The sequence below is a fragment of the Edaphobacter sp. 12200R-103 genome (genome assembly GCF_010093025.1).
Lineage (GTDB): Bacteria > Acidobacteriota > Terriglobia > Terriglobales > Acidobacteriaceae > Edaphobacter.
Genome location: NZ_CP048114.1, coordinates 2,636,592 through 2,656,613, shown reverse-complemented (window position 1 = coordinate 2,656,613; position 20,022 = coordinate 2,636,592). Strand labels below are relative to the sequence as shown.

At 58.0% G+C, this 20,022-nt stretch carries 19 protein-coding genes, 1 tRNA gene and 1 pseudogene; 12 read left to right on the top strand and 9 right to left on the bottom strand.

The genetic code is table 11. From position 1 onward, the window contains the following. Positions 1-26: 26 nt before the first annotated feature. A complete protein-coding gene (locus tag GWR55_RS11075) occupies positions 27-188 on the bottom strand; it encodes a hypothetical protein (RefSeq protein WP_162402320.1) in 162 nt (53 codons plus the stop codon). A gap of 102 nt (positions 189-290) precedes the next feature. Between GWR55_RS11075 and ndk the strand changes: the two genes are divergently transcribed. Then, a complete protein-coding gene (gene ndk, locus GWR55_RS11070) occupies positions 291-707 on the top strand; it encodes a nucleoside-diphosphate kinase (protein WP_162402319.1) in 417 nt (138 codons plus the stop codon). Positions 708-786: 79 nt separating this feature from the next. Here ndk and GWR55_RS11065 read toward each other — a convergent pair whose 3' ends face one another. After that, entirely contained in the window at positions 787-1,995 is a 1,209-nt protein-coding gene (locus GWR55_RS11065; protein WP_162402318.1) for an SGNH/GDSL hydrolase family protein, read from the bottom strand. Between the two features lie 293 nt (positions 1,996-2,288). Between GWR55_RS11065 and GWR55_RS11060 the strand changes: the two genes are divergently transcribed. Beyond that, the gene (locus GWR55_RS11060) at positions 2,289-3,587 is read left to right on the top strand and encodes a glycoside hydrolase family 28 protein (protein ID WP_162402317.1); all 1,299 of its coding nucleotides are present in this window, start codon (positions 2,289-2,291) and stop codon (positions 3,585-3,587) included. A gap of 351 nt (positions 3,588-3,938) precedes the next feature. Here the strand turns inward: GWR55_RS11060 and GWR55_RS11055 are convergent, their stop codons facing one another. Further along, the gene (locus GWR55_RS11055; protein WP_162402316.1) at positions 3,939-4,820 is read right to left on the bottom strand and encodes a DNA adenine methylase; all 882 of its coding nucleotides are present in this window, start codon (positions 4,818-4,820) and stop codon (positions 3,939-3,941) included. 53 nt (positions 4,821-4,873) lie between these two features. Beyond that, a complete protein-coding gene (locus tag GWR55_RS11050; protein WP_162402315.1) occupies positions 4,874-6,178 on the bottom strand; it encodes a hypothetical protein in 1,305 nt (434 codons plus the stop codon). A 307-nt stretch (positions 6,179-6,485) separates the two neighbouring features. Between GWR55_RS11050 and GWR55_RS11045 the strand changes: the two genes are divergently transcribed. From GWR55_RS11045 to GWR55_RS11030, 4 genes are read left to right on the top strand one after another with little or no spacing between them, the layout of a single operon-like run. Next, positions 6,486-7,559: an aldose epimerase family protein gene (locus tag GWR55_RS11045; RefSeq protein ID WP_238398350.1), complete on the top strand. Its 1,074-nt coding sequence runs from the start codon at positions 6,486-6,488 to the stop codon at positions 7,557-7,559. A gap of 17 nt (positions 7,560-7,576) precedes the next feature. Further along, entirely contained in the window at positions 7,577-8,290 is a 714-nt protein-coding gene (locus tag GWR55_RS11040) for a CoA transferase subunit A (protein WP_162402314.1), read from the top strand. Next, positions 8,287-8,943: a 3-oxoacid CoA-transferase subunit B gene (locus GWR55_RS11035; RefSeq protein ID WP_162402313.1), complete on the top strand. Its 657-nt coding sequence runs from the start codon at positions 8,287-8,289 to the stop codon at positions 8,941-8,943. Before GWR55_RS11040 ends, GWR55_RS11035 begins: the two co-directional genes overlap by 4 nt. A 3-nt stretch (positions 8,944-8,946) precedes the next feature. Beyond that, on the top strand, positions 8,947-10,260 hold the full coding sequence (locus GWR55_RS11030) for a glycerate kinase (protein ID WP_162402312.1): 1,314 nt from the start codon (positions 8,947-8,949) through the stop codon (positions 10,258-10,260). 316 nt (positions 10,261-10,576) lie between these two features. On the opposite strand, the gene GWR55_RS11025 is transcribed toward GWR55_RS11030, so the two are convergent. Together GWR55_RS11025 and GWR55_RS11020 are read right to left on the bottom strand one after the other, a co-directional pair. Beyond that, positions 10,577-11,008, bottom strand: a complete 432-nt coding sequence (locus tag GWR55_RS11025; protein ID WP_162402311.1) for a response regulator — start codon at positions 11,006-11,008, stop codon at positions 10,577-10,579. A 655-nt stretch (positions 11,009-11,663) separates the two neighbouring features. After that, the gene (locus tag GWR55_RS11020) at positions 11,664-12,599 is read right to left on the bottom strand and encodes a PhzF family phenazine biosynthesis protein (RefSeq protein WP_162402310.1); all 936 of its coding nucleotides are present in this window, start codon (positions 12,597-12,599) and stop codon (positions 11,664-11,666) included. Between the two features lie 285 nt (positions 12,600-12,884). Between GWR55_RS11020 and GWR55_RS11015 the strand changes: the two genes are divergently transcribed. Then, on the top strand, positions 12,885-13,541 hold the full coding sequence (locus GWR55_RS11015) for a peroxiredoxin (protein ID WP_162402309.1): 657 nt from the start codon (positions 12,885-12,887) through the stop codon (positions 13,539-13,541). A gap of 54 nt (positions 13,542-13,595) precedes the next feature. Continuing rightward, positions 13,596-13,671: transfer RNA gene (locus GWR55_RS11010), tRNA-Cys, on the top strand. A 79-nt stretch (positions 13,672-13,750) separates the two neighbouring features. Here the strand turns inward: GWR55_RS11010 and GWR55_RS11005 are convergent. After that, a pseudogene (locus GWR55_RS11005) lies at positions 13,751-14,215 on the bottom strand (YceI family protein). A gap of 124 nt (positions 14,216-14,339) precedes the next feature. After that, positions 14,340-15,368, bottom strand: coding sequence for a radical SAM protein (locus tag GWR55_RS11000; protein WP_162402308.1), 1,029 nt, complete (start codon positions 15,366-15,368; stop codon positions 14,340-14,342). A 96-nt stretch (positions 15,369-15,464) separates the two neighbouring features. Here GWR55_RS11000 and GWR55_RS10995 point away from each other — a divergent pair, with 96 nt between their 5' ends. Continuing rightward, a complete protein-coding gene (locus GWR55_RS10995) occupies positions 15,465-16,130 on the top strand; it encodes a class II aldolase/adducin family protein (RefSeq protein WP_238398349.1) in 666 nt (221 codons plus the stop codon). A gap of 23 nt (positions 16,131-16,153) precedes the next feature. Here GWR55_RS10995 and GWR55_RS10990 read toward each other — a convergent pair whose 3' ends face one another. Beyond that, on the bottom strand, positions 16,154-16,876 hold the full coding sequence (locus GWR55_RS10990; RefSeq protein WP_162402307.1) for a FadR/GntR family transcriptional regulator: 723 nt from the start codon (positions 16,874-16,876) through the stop codon (positions 16,154-16,156). 194 nt (positions 16,877-17,070) lie between these two features. On the opposite strand from GWR55_RS10990, the gene GWR55_RS10985 reads away from it, so the two are divergent. From GWR55_RS10985 to GWR55_RS10975, 3 genes are all read left to right on the top strand, one after another. Next, entirely contained in the window at positions 17,071-17,982 is a 912-nt protein-coding gene (locus GWR55_RS10985) for an NAD(P)-dependent oxidoreductase (RefSeq protein WP_162402306.1), read from the top strand. Between the two features lie 243 nt (positions 17,983-18,225). Further along, complete coding sequence (locus GWR55_RS10980; protein WP_162402305.1) at positions 18,226-18,444, top strand: DUF3311 domain-containing protein; 219 nt, start codon at positions 18,226-18,228, stop codon at positions 18,442-18,444. Beyond that, positions 18,441-19,898, top strand: a complete 1,458-nt coding sequence (locus GWR55_RS10975) for a sodium:solute symporter (RefSeq protein WP_162402304.1) — start codon at positions 18,441-18,443, stop codon at positions 19,896-19,898. The genes GWR55_RS10980 and GWR55_RS10975 overlap by 4 nt, the downstream gene beginning before the upstream one ends. Positions 19,899-20,022 lie beyond the last annotated feature (124 nt).

The following is a 20,022-nucleotide window of genomic DNA, read 5'->3' as shown; positions in this document are numbered from 1 at the left end:
AGGATCTGCGGTTGGGGATGGGCACCCTACCTCTGCTGGCGCCGATAGAAGAACCCAGCCGCCAAAAAGACCATCGCCACTAGGAACGCAAGTTGCGCATGCTGCATGGAGCGGTAGTAGAGGCTGATGAAGCCGTCCACCAGCCATGCAGCGAAGCCGAGAAACCAGATCCATGCGAAGTTCCGCATAGGGCTATGATGCGCCCGGACTGGCCGCGAAGGCCATGGAAGAGAACTTTCATACGGGTGCTTTACACTGAATAGAACAGGAAAATCGCAAGGAGAGCTACGTTGTCACAGCGCACATTCAGCATCATCAAGCCGGACGCAGTCAAGAAAGGGCACGCCGGCGCCATCCTGGCCGAGATCGAAAAGGCCGGATTCAAGATTGTCTCCATCAAGAAGGTCTCTATCTCCAAGGCGCAGGCCGAGGGTTTCTATTACGTCCACAAGGAACGCCCCTTCTTCGGCGAGCTGACCGATTTCATGTCCAGCGGACCCATCTTCCCGATGGTCCTCGAGAAGGACAACGCCATCGCCGACCTGCGCAAGCTGATGGGCGCGACCAACCCGGCCCAGGCCGAAGAGGGAACCATCCGCAAGAAGTTTGCGGCCTCCATCGGCGAGAACGCCATCCACGGCTCGGACGCCGAGGAGACGGCGGCTTTTGAGATCGGCTACTTCTTCGCCGGTTTCGAGCTTCGGTAACCCGGTTTCAGGAAGAAAAAAGGAACGGCGGTTGGGGCAGAAGCCCTAACCGCCGTTCTCCGTTTTGGTGGTTACGGTGTTATTTCGTAAACAGCTTCAGGTCGATGCTGTCGGACATCGCTTTGTATCCCGCATCGGCCGGGTGCAGATGGTCCCCGCTATCCGCCGTGCTGGAGAAGACGGCTGGATTGGTCTTGTCCTGCGTAGCTTTATCGAAGTCGATGAAGCCATCGAGCTGGTTGGTGGTCCGGATCCAGTTGTTGACGGCCTGACGTATCGACTCACCCGCCGGGGAGGAGTATTTCGCTCCAACGTAAGGAGTTAGCGTCGCTCCGTAGACCTTGATGCCGTGGGTGTGGGCGCGGGTAGCCATCTGGCTGAGGCCAGTGATAAGGTCGTCGGCCGAGACGACGTCGTAGGGCCTGACCGGGTCCTGGGCGTGGCCGATGTCGTTGATGCTTTCGAGGATGATGAGGTACTTCACGCCTGCCTGCGCCAGAACGTCGCGGTCGAAGCGCGCCAGCGCGCTCGGTCCGGTGTTGTCGTGGAGGACGCGGTTTCCGCCGATGCCTTCGTTGAGGACTCCTAAGTCTTTTGTTTTCTTGTCGGCTTGCAGCCTCTTGGCCAGCAGGTCGGGCCAGCGCTGGTTGGTGTTACGGGTGCTGTGCGCTCCATCGGTGATGCTATCCCCGAAGGCGACGATCGAGGCGGCCTTGTCATCGCTGCTCCTGACGTCAATGCCTTTAAGGAAGGGCCAGTCGATAATCTCGGTGGGGCTGTCGAGGTTCGCGGCGCCGGAAACGCTTCCGGCGGCGGTGTAGCTGGTCTGGTTGGCGAAGCTGTGGTGAGTGACCTGGGCGATGGGCTGGGCGGGAACGACGAAGCTAACAGCGACGTCGGAGAGGGCCGGCAGCTTAAGGGCAATGGGATCGCTGACAGCGAGGGCTCCGGCGGGGATGGTGATGGAGGTCTGGCCGTTGAAGGTGACGGGGCGGGAGTTGACTGTGTCGATCGCGCTGCCCTGGGTGCGCGGGGCCAGGTAGGCGGCGTTGATGGTCAGGGAGGTCAGGCCAAACTCGTTGGTCAGGATGATGCGGGCGGCATCGCCTCCGACGGAGATGTGGACGATCTCACGATAGGTCGTCTCCGCCGCGCCGTATTTGGCTTCCGGATTGGGAAGCGCGACGGGGGCGGTGGCCCAGGTTCCGACCCAGTGATCGGCGGCAAGGGCGGGGAGGGATAGAAGCGAAGCGAGGCAGGCGGTGACGGCGAGGCGGCGCAGGTTCATGAACTTCCTTTCGCAGAGAAGTGGGACGGGATCATGGTAATGCAGGGATGTCAGAATTTGCCCGAAGACGACGTGCCGGTTTTGTTGATCGTAGAAATCTTTGGCAGAGCGCTTTTTTAGGGCAGTGTCCACGATTCATGGACGCGAAGGGATTTCTGGGAGGCGCTGAGATCTCTGGCAGCAAAACCACCTGATTTGCATTCGTATTCGACAATCAATCTCACGAAAGGGATCATTGAGAGGTCGGACCTGTAAGATGGGTCGACCCTAGTCCTTCTTCTGAGGATCTGCTGATGTCTATCAAGCGCTACTCCCGCCGCCGCTTCAACTCCCTTATTGCCTCAGCCCCTCTGTGGCCTCTCGCAGCGAAGGCGCTCGGCGCAAAATCTTTTGCTGCGCCCACCCGCGAACTCCTCATTACCAAGTCCGGCGCGGTCGCTGACGACTCCACCGTCAATACCAAGGCTATCCAGGCTGCCATCGATCAGCTTGCCGCGAAGGGCGGAGGCACGGTGGTCGTCCCGAAGGGCGTCTTTGTCTCGGGCGCTCTCTTTTTCAAACCGAAGGTAAACCTTCGCCTGACGGAAGGCGCGGTTCTCAAGTGTTCCACCGACCTCTCGAACTTCCCCGCGCAGCGCACCCGGATCGAAGGTCACTTCATCCACTTCACCCCCGCCTTCATCAACGCGGCCCACTGCGACGGATTTCAGTTGACCGGCGATGGCACTCTCGACGGCGACGGTATGCAGGTATGGGAGGCCTTCTGGGCAGGCCGAGCCAGGGACAAGGGCTTCACCAACACCGGCCTGCCTCGCGCACGGCTCGCGCTCATCGAAGGCTCCAAGGACATCCGGATCGAGGGCATTACTTTCAAGGATTCGCAGTTCTGGAACTGCCATCTCTACAACAACGACGGCGTTCTCGTGCGTAACGTCCACTTCCAGGTGCCTGACGACTACAGGCAGGCTCCCAGCACCGACGGCATTGATATCGACAGCTCCCGCGACGTCACGGTCGATGGCTGCGTCTTCTCGGTCACCGACGACTGCATTGCCTGCAAAGGTTCCAAAGGCCCGCGCGCCCTCGAGGACAGGGACAGTCCGCCTGTCGAGCGCATCCGCGTCCGCAACTGCACCTTCAAGCGCGGCGGCGGCGTTCTGACCTGCGGGAGCGAGGCCACCATCGTCCGCGACGTCATCGCGGAAGACTGCAGGATCACGGGCCGCGTCCGCATCGCAACGCTCAAGCTGCGCCCCGACACTCCTCAGCATTACGAGGACATCACCTTCCGCAACATCACCTCCGAAGGCCCCGCGAGCGGCATCATCAACATGGCGCCGTGGTCACAGTACTTCGATCTCCAGGGCATGGAGCCGCCCAAATCCATCGTCAGGAATTTGAAGATTCTCGGCATCAAGGGCACGTTCAGCTCCTTCGGCACCATCAAACCCAACCCCGGCCAGACGGAGATCCGTGACGTCCTTTTGAAGGATTTCGACGTCACCATTCAAAACGACAAGCTCAATACCTCCGGCGTGACCGATCTCAAATGCGAAAACGTCATGGTCAATGGGAAGCCGTACTCGGTTTAGGTCCGTCAGAATGATGCGGGCGATCTCGCGGCAGGTCGTCTGCCCCGCGTCCTACTTGGCTTCCGGGTTGGGAAGAGCGACGGGGGAGGTGGCCCGGGTTCCTATCCAATGGCGGCAAATGCGGGGAGCGAGAGAAGCGAAGTGAGGCAGGCGTTGACGGCGAGGTGACACAGGTTCATAAACTTCTTTTCGCAAAAAAGTGGGACGGGATCATAGTAATGCAGGCAGTGGGTGTCAGACTTTACGAGAGGCCGACCTATGGGTATCTATCCGTCACCGTGGATTTTCGGCATCAGCTTTTCGTATATCGCTTGCGCTCGGCCAAGATAAGCCATCAACGCGATTCTCTGGCTAAGCCGCGCGCCTATTCAAAGGATTCACTTGGCGTTGCCGAATTTCATCCGGAAGCCTCAGTCGTGCCGACGCGATCAGCAGTTCTGACCCCACCCGCTTTGTCTGAAGCGAATAGTTGATGTCGAAAATGTATTGGCGACGTTTTCGATACAGTTTAGCGATCTCTTCTGTGTTGTCGTAGGTAACGATCCAAGGTCGATCCAACGCAAGGACTGCATCTGCGACGGCTCCATGGTCATCGGGCCCGTAGAAGTTGGTGTAAAGGCTGGCTCCCTTGTTGTAGTAAGGAGGGTCAATGCAGAAAAAAGCTGGTTCTGGGAACTTCTTGTTAGAGCGAGACATAAAGTCGACGGCGTCTTTATTTGAAAGGTGGATGCGTGATTTGTATTTGGCGATACGTTTTATTCGACGAACCAAGTCTTCTCGGTTGAATCTGCAGTCGAGCTTGTATTTACCAGTTTGACCTTTTCCGCCGATCATGCCAGCCCCGCCGATCACCCCAGATCGATTGGTTCTGTTCAGGAAAAAAGTAGCAAACCCAAGCTCGAGGGAATTCGAAGCATTACAACTCCGATGGATCTCTTGCTGCCGCTCCCATTCATCAGGTGTCACTGGAGTTGTCTCTACCAGTTTTACAAGCTCCCCCGTATTGTCAAGGACGCTCGACCAAAAGGAAAAGATCGATGGATCTAGATCGTTTAGGTGTATTTCGCTTACTTGGGCTTCAAATAGCAACGCAAGCGCTAGGCCGCAACCTCCGGCATAGGGTTCAATGTAGTGTGGCTTTTCGATCTTGTTCTTGTGAAGTATTTGTGACATCAGCTCATATAGACAGGATTTTCCGCCGGGATATCTAAGTGGAGAAAGAGTTCTCAGCATATGTTTCTCTTGAGCCCTTCGCGGGAATTGTGATCGTCGCTTGAGTGTTACGGCTACACAGTGCCGAGCAGCTTCAAGAGGACTTCTCTAAGTGTATCTACATCGTTGGCAAGCTGCTCGCTATTAAAGAAGGCGGCTCGGTCGTGATGCTTGGTTGTGTTGCCATATGCCGAAACGCGCTTAAGCGCCTCGGTTATCGCTCCTTTGTCTTCGCGGCTCACGAAACCGAGGTTTGTAAGGCGATTCTTGTCTAAGTAGTCAGGGAAAGCTTGATCCGGACGCCGGCCGCATCGCGCCGTCAGGGTCTCCAGAAAAGCCCACAAGCCTACCGCAAGAAGCAATGTGTGCTTCGTAAGATCTAGCTCGCATATTGAGTAGTAAAGCCGTTCGAGCTTGTAACTACCGATACGTGCGAGTTCAGACGCAACTGCTTGTTCGTAGGCAATCGCTTTGGGTTTCTGTGGCTCTTTGGGTTTCTTTCTCCGACTCTTTCCAGTTGATAGCGAGAGCGAAGCACTCGGAACCCGTTTGTGTGAAACCCCAGACGACACTGCGAGTTCTCGAGAGTAGTCCCGAATGTCGTCAAAATTAGTGCGGGAATGCACCTTCTTGCCGACGACATCTCGCATAAACCGATTGAGAACCGAATTGAACTCCTCTACAGGCCTGTTACGTGAGAGTCCGCCAGAGGCTGTCATATCGATTCCGATGACCTCCTTCATGTGCTGATTCCCGATGTAACGTTGCACGGTCGTAAGCTTCTTCTTCCGCTCTTCAGCGGTGATCATGCCGTTATCCTGAGCGTAGTCAAGAAGCTTTTGGGAAGCCAAATTTTTGCGATCGCCGAAATGCCTGGTTCGCTGTTCTGCGTTCCATGGCCTGCGACCGATGCCCCCTTGCGGTCCGTTGTGGATCGTCTCCAGCCATGGATCAACGGCCGCTTCATTTTCGTAGATCACGCCCCAAATTTCACTGGGCATCTGGATGTCGGCGGCCAGTCGCTCAAAATCCTTTCGATATTTCGCAGGCGCCAGATCCGGGTCATTTAATAACTTCAATGCGCACATTCGCCGATTGCCTTCCGCAACAGTGAACGACGTGTGGGAAGTTATCTTTTTTGTTCCGGGAAGCGGTATTAAAGCGAACAATTCAAGCTGATTTAGCCCGTTCTCAGCGATGTTCTTAGCTAATGCGTAAACCTGTTCCTTTTGGCAAAGGTACTCAATTGCCTCTGCTTGATTTGTGTACGGTACGTGACGGGGGTTCTTGAGGTCCAGATAGATGCGGTTGACATTAATTCTTTGCGGTATTCCAGTCATCGCCAGCGTTCTTTCTTTATTCAATTTTCCGGTGAGCAAATAAATCTAGCACACTCCTCGAATCCGCGAACCGAACCGGAAGAGGGGGATGTGCCATAACGAGAGCAAACGATCTCTGTTCTAAAGCTCGTCGAAGCGGCTCTTTACTGCGTCGGCAAACATGACTTCCCTGAACCGCAGTCCTCCATTCGTGACCGTCAACCTACGATGAGGAAGCCGGGGTGACATGCTTTATCCGGGCTACGTTATATTGGCAGGGTTGCAGAAACAGTCTTCGCCGCTGCGTGCAGCGACGAGCAGGGAGCTGAGCGTGACGATACGTGGGTTAGCGGTTATGCTGCTTAGCATGGCTATGGTGGCGGAAGCAGGGGCGGCTGTGACGAAGGCGGGGTTCGGAAAGATGCCGGACGGGACCGCGGTGGATCTCTACACGTTGAAGAGCGATGCGCTGGAGGTCAAGGTCATGACCTATGGCGCCCGCATCGTCGCGATCAACACGGCGGATAAGAACGGCAAGGTTGGCGACGTGGTCCTGGGGTATGACAAGTTCCCGGACTACCTGGCGGATAAGAAGACCTACTTCGGCGCCATTGTGGGACGGTATGGAAACCGCATCGCCCATGGCGAGTTCAAGCTGGATGGCAAGACCTACGACGTGCCGAAGAATGATAACGGCATCAACTCCCTGCATGGCGGCACGGTGGGCTTCGACCAGCATGTGTGGACGGGCAAGGAGGTTCCGGGCGGCGTGGAGATGACGCTGGTGTCGAAGGACGGCGACCAGGGCTTTCCGGGCACGCTGACCGCGCATGTGACGTATACCGTGCACGGCAATACGCTGCGTATCGACTATAGCGAGTCGACGGACAAGGACACGGTGGTGAACCTGACGAACCACTCGTACTTCAACCTGGGCGGGGTGGGCAGCGGCACGATTCTGGACGAAGAGATCGCCATCAACGCCGACCACTTCACGCCAACGGACAAGGGCCTGATCCCTACGGGCGAGCTGGCGAAGGTGGATGGGACGCCGATGGACTTCCGCAAGGCGACGGCGATCGGCAAGCGTATCCATGACAACTTTGAGCCGCTGAAGCTGGCCGGAGGCTACGACCATAACTGGGTTCTGAATGGCGAAAATGGCCAGATGAAGCTGGCGGCGAGGGTGCACGATCTGAAGTCGGGCCGCGTGATGACGGTGGAGACGACGGAGCCGGGCGTGCAGTTCTACACCGGCAACTTTCTCGATGGAAGCTTCAAGAGCCCGAGCGGATGGCCGTATGCGAAGAACACGGCACTGTGCCTGGAGACGCAGCACTTTCCTGATTCGCCCAATCATCCCTCGTTTCCATCGACCGAATTGAAGCCGGGACAGACGCGGCACAGCACGACCACCTTCACCTTTACGACACAGAAGTAGCTGCAAGGGCGGCGGGCATGAACAAGGTTGTTGACTCGGCGGATGCGGCGGTAGAGGACATCGCGGCCGGGTCAACGATCATGCTGGGCGGCTTTGGGCTGTGCGGGATTCCGGAGAATCTGATTGCCGCGCTGGTGAGGCGGCGGGTCGGGGGACTGCATACGATCAGCAACAATATGGGTGTCGATGGCTTCGGGATGGGGCTGATGCTCGAGGCCGGAATGATCGCGTCGCACATTGGCAGCTACGTGGGAGAGAACCGTCTGCTGGAACAGAGGGTGCTGAAGGGCGAGCTCGACCTGACGCTGGTCCCACAGGGCACGCTTGCGGAGCGTATCCGTGCGGGCGGTGCAGGGATTCCGGCTTTTTACACTCCGACGGGCCTGGGGACAGTGGTTGCGGAAGGCAAAGAGGTTCGTGAGATCGGTGGCCGCCGCTATGTGCTGGAGACCGCGCTGCATGCTGACATTGCTCTGATCAAGGCGTGGAAGGGCGACCGGCTGGGCAATCTTGTATATCGCAAGACGGCGCGCAACTTCAATCCGGTGATGGCGACGGCGGCGACGATGACGATTGCGGAGGTGGAGGAGCTGGTCGAGCCGGGAGAACTTGACCCGGACCACGTTGTTACTCCGGGGATCTACGTGAAGCGGGTTGTGGTGGGCGAGTCCTACAAAAAGCCGATCGAGTCGCGCTTTATCCGGGAGCACGCAGCGGGGGGCGTGGCATGAGCGCGAAGGAGAGAATCGCGCGGCGGATTGCGCGGGAGGTCCGGGATGGCTTCTACGTGAACCTGGGGATCGGCCTGCCGACGATGATTGCGTCCTATCTCCCCGCGGGAGTGGATGTGGTGTTTCAGTCCGAGAACGGCATGCTGGGTGTAGGCCCGCCTCCGCGTGAAGAGGAGGCGGACCCGGAGCTGATTAACGCGGGAAAGCAGCCGGTGACGGAGCTTGCCGGATGTTCCTACTTCGGAAGCGACGAATCGTTTGCGATGATCCGCGGCGGTCACATGGACATGAGCGTGCTGGGAGCCATGCAGGTGGATGAAGAAGGCAGTCTTGCGAACTGGACCGTTCCCGGAAAGATGGTGAAGGGGATGGGAGGAGCGATGGACCTGGTGGCCGGAGCACGCCGTGTGATTGTGGCGATGGAGCATCAGACCAAAGATGGCGCACCGAAGATTCTGCGACGCTGCACGCTGCCGTTGACCGGCCTGCATGTGGTCCATGACATCGTGACGGAGCTGGCTTGGATCAAGGTGACTCCTGAAGGCCTGTTGCTGGCGGAGATTGCAGAGGGAGTCAGCGCGGCAGAGGTGCAGGCGCGCACGGAAGCAACACTGATATTTGCAAACAATATTCCAACGATGACTGTGAACTGACGAATGCCGACTGTGCGCGAGGATATCCTCGACATCTTTCAATATGCCTTCCGAACCGCTCGTGTGGAGCGGGCGATGCAGGAACGTGTTCAATTTCTGGGCGAGGTGATGGAGGTTGACAGCCATCGCTACGATCTTTCGAGGTTCGACCGCTGCGTTGTGATCTCGATGGGGAAAGCTGCCGAGCCGATGGCGGCTTCCTTTCTGGCCGCGGGTGGAGCTGCAGCAACGCTCTTTGAAGGCATCCTTGTTGCGCCGGACCCGGTGGAGGCGCCTTCAGAGCGATTCATCACATTTCAGGCAGGGCACCCCAGCCCCAATGCAGCTTCGGTAGAGGCGGCGGAGACGATCCTGCAGTTGTTGTCGTCGCTTTCGGACCGCGACTTTGTCGTCTTCCTGGTGAGCGGTGGAGGATCGTCGCTGGTGGAGCAGTTTCTGGATCCGGATACTCCGCTGGAGCTGATTGCGGCGACCCATAAGGCACTGGTGGAGAGCGCTGCTCCAATTACGGCGATCAATACGGTTCGCAAGCATCTCTCGGCGGTGAAGGGAGGAAGACTTGCGGCAGCGGCGGCTCCTGCGGAGCAGCTGACGATTGCCGTTTCGGATGTTCCGGCGGGAAAGCTGGACGCGCTGGCATCGGGACCGACGACTCCTGACAACAGCACACTGAACGATGTTTATGCTGCGGTGGAGCAGTATGGGCTGCAGGCGCGGCTTCCTGCTGCGGTTGCAGCGCAGGTCTCCTCGCGCCTGCTGGAGGAGACGCCCAAGCGCGGCGATGCCATCTTTGCGCGGTCGCGATGGGTGTTGCTGCTGGACAGTACGTCGCTTGAGAGCACGGCAGGCAAGAGGGCGGCAGAGCTGGGATGGCAGGTGGTTGTCGACGATACATGCGACGACTGGCCTGCGGAGGAAGCTGCGGCTTACCTGGTCAACCGAATGCGCGAACTGCGCCGGTTGAGCGGCCGTGTCTGTCTGCTTTCGGCTGGCGAGGTGACGGTCACGATTCCTCAGGGAGCTACGGGCAATGGCGGACGAAATCAGCATTTTCTGCTGGAGGCGGCGCGCCGGATTGCCGGAGAAGAGATGGTGGTTCTGAGCGCAGGCAGCGACGGTGTGGACGGAAACAGCCCGGCTGCAGGCGGTGTGGTGGATGGAACGACTGTAGAGCGGGCGCTTCGCGCGGGAAGCTCCGTTGAAGATGCCTTGCAGTCTTTCAATAGCTATCCTCTGCTGGAAAAACTTGGAGACGCGATCACGACCGGGCCCACGGGAAACAATCTTCGTGATCTGCGGATTGTGCTGGCTCCCTGACGCATACCTCTCCGGGTTAAGAGGACTTCCCTTCAGAGGCGTTTAAAGGAACCGGAGAAAGATAAACAACGACGTTCGGCTTACATGCCATCCTCCTGGGGAGTCAAGGAGGATGGCATTTCCTTGAGCGTAAGTCGTCTCCGCAGACGAAATACAGGGATTCTTCGGCTTCGCCTCAGAATGACGATTCGCGGATAGATTGCAAATCAGATTACGCCTGGCTACGACCTGGCAATCCTGCTACGAAATCTTCTTTATGTAAGGCCTCGCAGGAACCAACGAGGCCATGGAAGAACCAACGAGGCCATGGCCGGACCTATGAGGCCATAGCGGGGTCGAGAGCGACGCTGGGGGCGAAGTGCGAGCGCCTGGGGCCGCGCTTGCGGGCGACGAGGACGCGGATGCGCTCGATCATCTCAGCCGGAGAGCTAGCGCCCTTGGGAAGGAATACGTCGGCGCAGCAGGCGCGGTCGAATCCGCCGGCGGTGTTGGAGACGATCATCGCGGGCAGCGCGGGCTGCAGTTGCTTGGCGCGGCGGACGAGCTCGTTGCCGTCCATCTGGGGCATATTGAGATCGCTGAGCAGAAGGTCGAGCGATCCGGGGACAGATTGCTGAACGACCTCAAGGGCGTGTTGGGGCGAGAGCGCGGGAATCACACGGTAGCCACGGGTCTCAAGCAGGAAGGTGCGAACGGAGAGGGCTTGTTCGTTATCGTCTACGCAGAGGATCGTCTTCTTAGGCCGCAATTCAGTCTCGCTTCTGCCGGCGGCAGCCGTAGCGGCTTTGCCGGCGGGTGGGCCAGGCGGTGCAGATCGTCTGGTTTACGATCCACATGCCTGGGTGGTTCAGGCAATCCCCTGCAGGCACGGCCGGCGCATTTCGGGCGCACAACTCCTGTCCGCTCCCGGGAGAGAGCAGAGAGAAGAGGCAAAGCTCTCCTGTCTGCTCCTGAGGGAACAGTGGCGACTCCGAGCGATGGGACGGCCGGGCCGCAGGGTGCGAGAGAGGCTCGGGCGACGCAGGTTGCCTCGCGAGGTGTGGTTCGAACCAGGTGGATCGATCTGCCGGTTGGCCTGCGTGCAAGAGCCGTCAAAACGGATTGCACGCGGCTGGGTTGCAGGCTGCGATGCCTTGGTTCGAAGACCCGCGACTGCTTGGCAGCCGAGCGCCTCTCAACTCAGGTTTTCAGTAATACAGGCGAAAGACTCATCAGCGACGTTCCGCACATTGCGTACGCGAACAATCGTTAACGCTTGCCAAGAGTATGAAGAGACGTGCGCGAGCGCAACGGCGAATTTAGAGCGAAAAGAGGAAAGATTAGAACTTGCACATCCACCGCAAAGTGAAACAGGCGCGAATTTATTGGAGATTCACAAAGCCTGCCTGTTGAAATTAAGTGCATCACGGCAGGAAAAGGCGTCCCATTGCAACAGGAATGGTGCGCCCTCCGACCTCGACTTCGGTGATGTTTTCGCCGGCGAGTTTCGCGGAGACGTGAAGACGGCTGGGACGCAGCATCTCGACGCCCTGTTCGATGACGATCGTCTGGCCGCTTTGCGCGAGTCCGTTTTTTACAAGCCACGCAATGGCAGGACCGGCGGCTGAGCCGGTCGCTGGATCTTCTCCGTTATAGAACTTCATGCGCGCATGCCAGTCGGCGCCGCTGCCAATCGAGGCTCGTGTAAGGAAGTAGAAAAATTTTGCCTGCTGCCGCTGCAGATACTTCTGCACGGCGTTGTTCTGTGGAATGAAGAGTCTCTGTACCGCGTCAAGAGAGCGAAGCGGCACGATGCAAAAGGGATTGCCCGTGGTGACGGTCTGGATGGGAGAGGAGGTGTCGATGTCTTCGAGGGGCATGTTGAGGATCTCTGCAAGCTCAGCATGACTTTGCGCAGGACCAAAGATCGGATCGTTCTGCCGCATGGTTCCGAAGATGCCTGGTTTGGCAGGATCGGGAGGGGAGAAGCGAACCGGGATGGAGCCGACATTGAGATCGAGCGAGATGGTCTCTGCACCTTGCAGGCGGGGATGGTTCCAGTAGAGCCAGCTCGCTGTGCCGAGTGTGGGGTGTCCGGCGAAGGGAAGCTCTTCTACGGTCGTGAAGATGCGCACGCGAACGCCGCGCTGCTGTTCGATCGCTGCTTCGCGAGGAAAGAGGAAGGTGGTTTCGGAGAGATTCGTCTCACGGGCGATGGCCTGCATCTCGGGGGTGGTTAATCCGCGGGCGTCGGTAAAGATGGCGAGCTGGTTGCCTTCGAGCGGCCGTTCCGCGAAGACATCGAGGAGTGCGTACTCGAATGCCATGTGGGCGTTGAGCGCTGTGGGCATGGTTGACATGGGGTGCTCCCGGGACTATGGTTTGGGTAGACCGCAATTCAAGTCAAACAGCTTGATGCTGGCTGTGCCAGCTGCGGTACGAAATATTTGACGATTCATGACGATGATGCAAAACGCGCTCCTGACCTGCTGTTGCTGTTGGCCGGTGAGGGTGTGTGCATGATTGAATCGAAGTAATTTTTTCGAGTAGCACACAGACCCACCCAAGCCATCGTGCCGGGTGGTTTTTTTCGGCCCAGAAGGGAAAATCGAACGTGGGGCACCGCCCCGGAAGGTAGATAGAACATGTCACTGCGCATTAACGATGTAGCTCCGGACTTTACTGCGGAAACGACACAAGGCACAATTCATTTTCATGAGTGGATCGGCGACAACTGGGCCGTTTTCTTCTCCCATCCGAAGGACTTTACGCCAGTCTGCACGACTGAGCTGGGAGCAGTGGCGACTCTTGAAAAGCAGTTTGCAGCTCGCGGAGCCAAGGTGATCGGCCTGAGTGTTGATCCCGTCGAGAACCACAGCAAGTGGGCTGTCGATATCAAGGACGTCAGCGGAGCTGACGTAAACTATCCGATCATCGGCGATCCCGAACTGAAGATCGCAAAGTTGTATGACATGCTGGCGGCGGATGCCGGCGACAGCTGCGAGGGGCGCACCCCTGCTGACAATGCTCCTGTCCGTACCGTCTTTGTGATCGGCCCGGATAAGCGGATCAAGCTGACGCTGTCCTATCCGATGGCGACCGGCCGCAACTTCAATGAGATTATCCGCGTGCTCGACTCGCTCCAGTTGACTGCGAAACACAAGGTGGCAACCCCGGCGGACTGGAAGCAGGGCGATGACATCATCATCACCGGAGCAGTCTCGAACGAAGAAGCGGATAAGCTCTTCCCGGGATACAAGACGGTCAAGCCGTATCTTCGTACGGCGGCTCAGCCGAAGTAAGGTAAGCTGTTATGGATTGCACTCCGGCACGGAGGTTTCGTGGCGGAGTGATGAGCACCGATGGCGAAGTGGCTAACGCGCTGGTCTGCAAAATCAGTATTCGTGGGTTCGATTCCCACTCGGTGCTCCAGAAGATTAAGAAATAAGGCCAGCCCGTTTAGGCTGGCCTTATTGATTTTGGGGCGGAAGTTTGCGAGATTCGGTAAAGCCTAGGAGCGAACGGCGGCCACATCAAGTGTGATCTTTACCTCATCGCCGACGAGGGCCCCTCCTGTCTCGAGAGCCTGGTGCCAGGTTAGACCAAATTCTTTTCGGCTCAGCCGGGCAGTCGCCGATGCTCCAATCCGCTGCTTTCCCCAGGGGTCCTTTGTCTCCGGCGTGAGGTCCTGTACCTCAAGAGCGATTTCGCGGGTGACTCCATGAAGAGTTAGTTCTCCCAGGACTTTGACTCCATCTGACCTGGGCTCGATCTGCTTGCTGCGGAAGGTCATCACGGGAAACTTCTCCACATCGAGGAAGTCGGCGCTCTTCAGATGGGCATCCCGCTGAGGTTCGCGAGTATTGATGGAGGAAGCGTCAATGGTGGCCTCGACGCTGGAGTTCTGAGGATTTTCCGGATCTTACTTTACGGTCCCGGAGATCTTTGAGAATTCGCCACGAACGTTTGAGACCATCATGTGGCGGACGCTGAAGTGAACGGAAGAATGTGCCGGATCGATCTCATAAGTTAACTGCGCCATAAAGAACCTCTCCCTCTGCTGTGAAGCATCGCGATGCGTTTCGCTGACTTCGACCATGCTAGTTTGAAAGAATTTTGAAGACCTCATTCCTCGGCTCTTCGGATGTCTTCGTAAAAGAGTGCCGTACTGCGCGCAGGGACTGTCCGATTTTGTCGGAGGCGTGAAAAAGATGGCCTGCTGTGAGTGGTCCCAGCACGCGATGGTGCCCTACGGCCGCCAGTCCCATGGATGCGATACAGCCGCATTGTGAGCAATCCGGCTCACCTCCGAACTGGCATGGCGTGATCTTTGTGCGAAGATCGGCTGAGATGGTCGCAGTTGTCATGGCGAAGATGCACTCTGCAGGGCTTGTGGGAGGGGAGAGAATCTCCTTAATGAGTCCTTCTGCCATGTCCAGGATGGGATAGAGGGTACGCAGGCGAAGGAGTTCCTTTGCGACGATGACGCGTTGTTCCGGGGTCAGGATCTCCGGGCCTTCTGCCCCGATCTGAGGGGTAAAGAGGCTAAACCAGACTTTGTTGATCTGGGGCCGCGCGCTCCAGAAGCGAAGAAACTCCTCCAGGTATCCTGGCCGGGATGCGATATTGCCGGTGATGGTGGAGTGGATGGTTATCTTTGCGTCCGCGGTATTTTTGAGGATGCGCTCGTAGGTAGCCGGTTTACGCCTCTCGTCGTGCTCGGGCTGCAGGCCATCGATGGAGACGACGATGTTGAGCTTCTTGTACTGCTTCCATGAGGACGGGATGATGCGGAAGGCGCTCGTGACGATCTGCGTATGGACGCCGCGAGACTCAAGCTGCGGAATCAATTCCTCCAGTTCCCTGTAGCGAACCAGGGGGTCGCCTCCGACCAGGGATACGTGCAACGGCCGCTCGCGGTCCACAATGGCCAGAATCTTTTCGACAAGTTCGCTGCCCTTGAAGTCGGAGAGTTGACGCAGATCCGTCTCACCACCCAGATGAGCTGCATCAAATGCGTAACAACCGGGACAGCGAAGGGGGCATTCCTTCGTTATCTCAATCGAAAGCGATGGTTTACGGCCGGCAAGGATTCCCGACCATGCTCTGAGGATTTCATTTGTGTTCATCAGACCTCGATTTCTAGATAAGATGCATCTCTCAACGATGCTGTTCGATCAGGGCAGCGAAAATGTGATGGAATAGATGGCAACAGGAGCTGCCCTTTGATTGCAACTGGAACCGCGACAGAACTCGAACTACGGCGCGACCTTGCGAGGTTCAGCAAATGGCTTTATCGGCTTGGCTTTATGCCGGGCAGTTCCGGGAACCTTTCGGTACGGATGGACTCCGATACGATCCTGGTGACTCCTACGGGCTGCAGCAAATACCTGGTGAAGACGGACGATATGGTTCTGGTGGACCTTGAAGGGCGAAAGATCGCCGGATCAAGGCAGCCCACAAGCGAGATAGGCATCCATCTTGCCATTTATAACCTGAGGCCTGACGTAAATTCGGTCGTGCATGCGCATCCTCCGGTAGCGACGGGTTTCGCCTGTGCAGGCAAGGCACTGGATGTGCCGTTGTGCTCAGAGGCGGTGATGACGCTGGGCCCGGTGCCGCTGGCTCCTTATGCGACGACGGGAACGGCGGAACTGGCCGCGAGCATGGCCCCGCTTATCCCGGATCATACCGCAATCCTGATGGCGAACCACGGTGCCGTGGCCTATGGGGAGAGTCTGCTCGATGCGTTTCTGAAGATGGAGACGGTCGAACATTTTGCGCATATCTGCCTGGTTGCGAACCAGCTTGGTTCGCCATGTCCGTTGGAAGAGCCCGCGGTAGGACAGCTGCACGAGGCGCGAGCGAAGTACCTGAGAAACTCGCGATGACCAGTCGCGCGGCCCTTGCGATGCTAGACTTCCTGCCGGAGAGAGGCTTCCACGGCGGCGCGATGGCGTAGCACCGCTGCCTGCAGATGATGCTGCATGGCTGCGCGCGCCTGTTCGGAGTCTCGATTCATTACGGCCTGCAGGATCTGTTTGTGCTCCTCCACGGAGAGCGGCATGGCGTCCGGAAGCTGCAGGACCTTGGCGACGCCGCGCTCCAGCTGTCCGCGAATGACGGCAACCAGATCGAGGGCGAGCTTGTTGTTGGACGCTTTGGCCAGACAGAGGTGAAATTCGAGGTCGAGTGCAGCAAAGCGGCGGGCGTCACCGACAGACTCCTCCATCCTGGCAACGAGATCCTCGAGCTTTTTGAGATCCTGTCCCTCGGCATTTTTGGCTGCACTGGAAGCGGTTACGCCTTCAAGAGCCATGCGGACCTCCATCAGGTCCTCGATGTCGTGCTGCTCGGTGCTCATCCGCCACTGCAGCACGGTATCCATGAACTTGGTGCCATCCATTGCGACAGAGGTGCCTTCGCCCGGACGGGCTGTGAGGACGCCCATGATGGAGAGGCAGCGCAGTGCCTCACGCAGAGAAGAACGGCTGGCCGCGAACTTGACGCAGAGATCGCGTTCGGACGGAAGACGCTGACCCGCCTTGAGATCTCCGTTGGAGATGAGGGTGATGATCTGCTGAACGATGTCGTCGCTGATGGAACTTTTGCGAATTGGCCGAACTTTCAAGCGCATACTTTCTCGGAAACGGTCGGATTGATGTCCGAAACTGGCATTCTTCACGATACATCATGGAACCCGCAACTCCCGGACAGACGCCGGGCGTAGCTGGTATTGTGGTATGACAATACGACAATAGCAGCGCGCGGATGAGCTGGGCTGTGGGGAAGTGTGGGCAGTCCGGCGGCGGCGAATCAAAGGAGAGATGCGTGAAAGATATCGGATTCTTAGGTCTTGGAATTATGGGCGGTCCTATGGCCCGCAACCTTATCGCGGCCGGTAACCGGGTAACGGTGTGGTCGCACAATGGCGCGAAGGCTGCGGCCTTTGCGCAGAAGCACAGCTGCGAGGTTGTAAAGACTCCGGAAGAGGTGGCCCGCCGCTGCTCGACGACCTTTCTTTGCGTGGGGGATACGGCGATGTCGCGCGACGTCATCCTGGGGGAGCAGGGGCTTGTGCATGGCGCGGCCCGTGGATCGCTGATCGCTGACTGCAGCACGGTCTCGCCGATGGCGAGCAAGGCGATCGGAAAGGCGCTGGCGGAGAAGGGAATTCGATTCCTGGATTCACCCTGCACAGGATCGAAGCCAGGAGCAGAGGGGGGTACGCTGTCATTCATGATCGGCGGCGAAAAGGCAGATTTCGAGGAGGCGCGGCCGCTGTTTGAGGCGATGGGCAAGACCTTCTACTACTGCGGCCCCCAGGGCAGCGGCCTTCATGCCAAGATGACGCAGAACCTGGTGCTGGGAAATATCATGCAGGCCTTCAATGAGGGGATTGTTCTGAGCACCAAGGGTGGAGTGGATCCTCGAATGATGATCGACATTCTTAATAACACCGGCGCCCGCTCAGGTTACGTCTCCACAAAGGCGGATTTTGTTCTGAAGGGCGACTTCTCCACGACGTTTTCGGTGCGCTGGCTGGAGAAGGACCTCGGCCTTGCGCTGGAGATTGCGGCTGAGCTGGGAGTTCCCATGTATACCACCTCGGCTACGCAGCAACAGCTGCGGATGGCGAGGGCCATGGGATATGGCGAGGACGACATCTGCGGGTCTATACGCGCGCTTGAAGAGATCGCATCCTGCAAGGTGAGAGATGCGAAGGGCAAGTCTGAGGCCTAGAGCAACGGCACGGACCGTTGCGAATGTGGAGCAGATCAAGGCCGATTTCCGCTAACGCGCTTCGCTCAGGATGACACCTTGATGAGAATTGTCATCATTGCATCGTTTTTATTAAAAACCGTTTGGTCAAAGAGGATTCGATCGAGCACACTGTACAGACACTTCTCAAGCCCGCGCCGATCATTCCTTACGACAGGATTGCTCCTCACGTTTGCCTGAAGTGCGTCGCACGATAGAACAGCCATGCAAAGACCTTCTTTGATAGCCGTCATCATCGGCCTGATTCCTTTCCTGGGCATGTGCTTCACGGTGCCATGGTGGGACCGCGTCTCGCCGATGATCTTTGGCCTGCCGTTCAACCTGTTCTGGCTGATGCTGTGGATTGTGCTCAGCAGCGTTTGTATGGCGCTTGCGCATCGTGTGGAGCAGTCGCGCCGGAAGAAGGGGCCGACGACTCCATGACGCCGGCTGTTGTCGCCATGAGCATCATCTTCGTCATCGTCCTTGCAGGCACTCTGATCGGTCTGCGCGCAGGCAAGGGGCGGGAGATGAATCTCGAAGAGTGGTCGATTGCGGGCCGCTCCTTTGGGCTGCTCTTCATGTGGCTCCTGATGGCGGGTGAGATCTACACGACCTTCGCTTTTCTGGGAGCGAGCGGGTGGGCTTATTCGCGTGGAGGGCCGGCGCTCTACATCATGGCGTACATCACGCTGGGTTACGTGGTGTCGTTTTACATTCTTCCGTATATATGGGAGCTTGGGCAGCGTCACGGCCTGCAAACGCAGTCGGACTTCTTCGAGCGCCGCTACGGCAGCCGGTTCCTCCCGTTGCTGGTCTCGCTGGTGGGAGTGCTCTTTGTGATCCCTTACCTCCAGATTCAGCTCACCGGGCTGGGCATCATCGTGCAGGTGGCCAGCTTCGACCAGATTCCGCGAACAGTCTCGATGCTGATCGCTGTCTGTGTCGTGGCGATGTTTGTCTATTTCGGAGGGATGCGCTCTGTCGCCTGGGTCAGCGTGCTTAAAGATCTGCTGATGATCGTTGCCGCGCTCTCCATCGGCATCTTCGTTCCGTGGCATTACTTTGGCGGAGTTTCGCCGATGTTTCACGCTTTGGCAGCAGCACATCCCACGCATCTGGTGATGCCAGGAGCGACAAAGACGATGGGGCATGGCTGGTTTATCTCAACCGTGGTCCTCAGCGCCTGCGGTTTTTACATGTGGCCACACACGTTTGGCGCAGCATTTACCGCCAGGAACGGAGATATCCTGCGCCGCAACGCCATCGTGACGCCGCTCTATACCCTCAGCCTGGTCTTTATCCTGATTACCGGCTTTGCCGCGGTGCTGATCGTTCCCGGCCTGCCGAACGGCGACATGTCGTTGCTTGTCCTTGCACGCAAGACCTTCCCTGCGTGGTTCCTGGGCGTGATTGGCGGGGCAGGCGCTTTGACGGCCATGGTGCCTGCGGCGATCATCCTGCTAACCGCTTCCACGCTCTTTGCGAAAAACGTCTTTCGGCCTGTCTTCGCCGCGCAGATGTCTGAGGATAGCGTCGCCCGGCTGGCGAAGGTGATGGTCCTTGTCCTCGCGCTGACTAGCTTCTGGCTCGCGCTGCATAGCTCGACGACCCTGGTGGCACTGCTGCTGCTCGGCTACGCCGGAGTTACGCAGTTCTTCCCCGGGGTTGTCCTCGGGCTCTTCTGGGGCCGGGTGACCTCCGCGGGTGTGATCGCGGGGCTGCTTGTGGGGCTGGCCCTTGCCTCATTCCTTATGTTTTCGCACCGCGATCCGTTCTTCGGCTTGAATGCGGGTTTCGTGGCGCTTGTCCTTAATTTCGTCGTAACCATCGGGGTGAGCTTCAGTACCCGCCCACAGGTAAATCCTCTGTCTCTGCCAGCTGAGGAGCGACCCTGAGGCCGTCCGTCTCCCACTGCTTCTGCTGGGAATAGAATCGGAACAGAGGATCTTTGCTTCGCTGGTGAAGGGGAGCTTGAGTGCAACGATGATGCCGATGACCCGATGGCTGCGACGGAGCGCG

Bases quoted from the DNA above. Each gene is read 5' to 3' on its own strand.
- GWR55_RS11075 (WP_162402320.1), bottom strand. From the start codon at position 188: ATGCGGAACTTCGCATGGATCTGGTTTCTCGGCTTCGCTGCATGGCTG.
- GWR55_RS11065 (WP_162402318.1), bottom strand. From the start codon at position 1,995: ATGAACCTGCGCCGCCTCGCCGTCACCGCCTGCCTCGCTTCGCTTCTA.
- GWR55_RS11060 (WP_162402317.1), top strand. From the start codon at position 2,289: ATGTCTATCAAGCGCTACTCCCGCCGCCGCTTCAACTCCCTTATTGCC.
- GWR55_RS11055 (WP_162402316.1), bottom strand. From the start codon at position 4,820: ATGCTGAGAACTCTTTCTCCACTTAGATATCCCGGCGGAAAATCCTGT.
- GWR55_RS11045 (WP_238398350.1), top strand. From the start codon at position 6,486: ATGGCTATGGTGGCGGAAGCAGGGGCGGCTGTGACGAAGGCGGGGTTC.
- GWR55_RS11040 (WP_162402314.1), top strand. From the start codon at position 7,577: ATGAACAAGGTTGTTGACTCGGCGGATGCGGCGGTAGAGGACATCGCG.
- GWR55_RS11035 (WP_162402313.1), top strand. From the start codon at position 8,287: ATGAGCGCGAAGGAGAGAATCGCGCGGCGGATTGCGCGGGAGGTCCGG.
- GWR55_RS11030 (WP_162402312.1), top strand. From the start codon at position 8,947: ATGCCGACTGTGCGCGAGGATATCCTCGACATCTTTCAATATGCCTTC.
- GWR55_RS11020 (WP_162402310.1), bottom strand. From the start codon at position 12,599: ATGTCAACCATGCCCACAGCGCTCAACGCCCACATGGCATTCGAGTAC.
- GWR55_RS11015 (WP_162402309.1), top strand. From the start codon at position 12,885: ATGTCACTGCGCATTAACGATGTAGCTCCGGACTTTACTGCGGAAACG.
- GWR55_RS11000 (WP_162402308.1), bottom strand. From the start codon at position 15,368: ATGAACACAAATGAAATCCTCAGAGCATGGTCGGGAATCCTTGCCGGC.
- GWR55_RS10990 (WP_162402307.1), bottom strand. From the start codon at position 16,876: ATGCGCTTGAAAGTTCGGCCAATTCGCAAAAGTTCCATCAGCGACGAC.
- GWR55_RS10980 (WP_162402305.1), top strand. From the start codon at position 18,226: ATGCAAAGACCTTCTTTGATAGCCGTCATCATCGGCCTGATTCCTTTC.
- GWR55_RS10975 (WP_162402304.1), top strand. From the start codon at position 18,441: ATGACGCCGGCTGTTGTCGCCATGAGCATCATCTTCGTCATCGTCCTT.